Annotated in this window: 1 pseudogene; it reads left to right on the top strand. The window is 36.2% G+C overall.

Annotation, left to right across the window (positions count from 1 at the left end):
- Positions 1 to 1,591 (top strand): annotated as a pseudogene (locus GBI16_RS18050) (tyrosine-type recombinase/integrase); the annotation flags it as partial.

The raw sequence follows: 1,591 nt of genomic DNA, 5'->3' as shown, positions 1-1,591 counted from the left end.
ATGAATCAAGAAGATTGTGAGGAACTATACGAAGCAATTCTAAATAGCATTGATGATCGTGACCAAGCGAAACGAGAATCTGATCCAAAGGCTAATCATGGGCGAGCACAGTATGCATTTGGCCGACTAAAAGCATTTCATACATTTTGTATGAAGCAATATCAAGTGCCTAAAGTTAGTACGTTTAAGTATAATGATTATCAACGGGTGCAATTTTGTGATGCAAAATTGATTAGTCCGAAACTATTTAATCAGCTCAAGCAGGTGCTCACCTTAAAGATTGAACAAAGTGAGACGTCTAAAGAGCGAGAGTATTTATATCAACTACAGCTCATGTATTTACTCGCATTTCGATTAGGAATGCGTTTGAATGAAATCCGTGGCCTAACCCTCGCTGAGGTCATTTGTCATGAGCTGATATTGAATCATGATACACAAGGAAAAATTGTTAACATTCGCATTAACTTACGTAATAATGTTTACCGAAAACTAAAAAGTCAAAATGCAAAGCGTCAGCTCGATTTGAATGCCGTTATGCTAGATGCTGAGTTAGCATTGGTTCAGCAGCATATAAAGCAATGTATTATGCATAATCCTGTTAAAACAAATCATACGGAAAAATTGATTTTTGCTAATGATGGCGAAATTTTAAGTACAACTTATATTAGCGAAATGACCCAGATGATTTTTGACAAGATACTAGGAGAAGGTCACGGCTATACATTCCATAATTTTAGGCATAGTGCAGCGAATCATCTAGCAATAGCTTGGCTAGGCTCAAAAGAAATGGTCATGACCTATACAGACTATGGGTGGAGCCAGTGTAAGAAGATGCGTAAGCATTTGTTTGGAGATACTGCAATTCAAAATGAGGCTGTTATACAACATAAGTGGCGGTTACTTGCCGATTGGATGGGGCACGGCACCATAGAGCAAACAGCATCACATTATCTACACATACTTGATTTGTTGGTGGTCGATCGAATCTATCACCTGCCATGTACAATCCATGAGAGTGCGATCAAACAGATTCTACAAGGTGATATAAAAGGATCGAAAGAAGATATTATTGATCTCAATCACGTGATTCAAAAAGACAGGCAGTTTGATTTTTATCATGCCTCACAAGCAGTAAATAAAGTTGATTCAGTCAAACTATCTCGGCCTACAGAAAGTAAAAATTTATTTGTCTCTACAGTGATACATGATTATATAAAGTATAAATCGTACGAGGATCACATTTGGGTTACCCGTAGTAAAAAGCTGGCAACAAAATGGATGGCCGTGAAAAAGTTTCAAGAAAGTGATTTCCTTGATGATGGTGAATTGATTACGCTATATGAATATGCGTTGAAGAAAGGTTTTGATGTGAAAAAATGTTTAGATATTCCATCAATGCAGAAGAATGTTCAAAAGCAGATTATGATTGCGCTAAAAACTCTTAAAGAACATGGCAAAGTTAGAAAAAATTTCATTCATTTTCAATACTGCTTCGATAAACAAAATAGACCAAGAATCAATTGGTCTGTTGAAAGTCTTGTATTAGGATTGAAATGCATTTTGCCTGATCATACGGTATTAAAACTGGATA

The sequence above is a fragment of the Acinetobacter sp. TUM15064 genome, from assembly GCF_008980265.1.
GTDB lineage: Bacteria > Pseudomonadota > Gammaproteobacteria > Pseudomonadales > Moraxellaceae > Acinetobacter.
The sequence above is the reverse complement of the archived record's forward strand: the minus strand, read 5'-3'. Positions and strand labels throughout refer to the sequence as shown.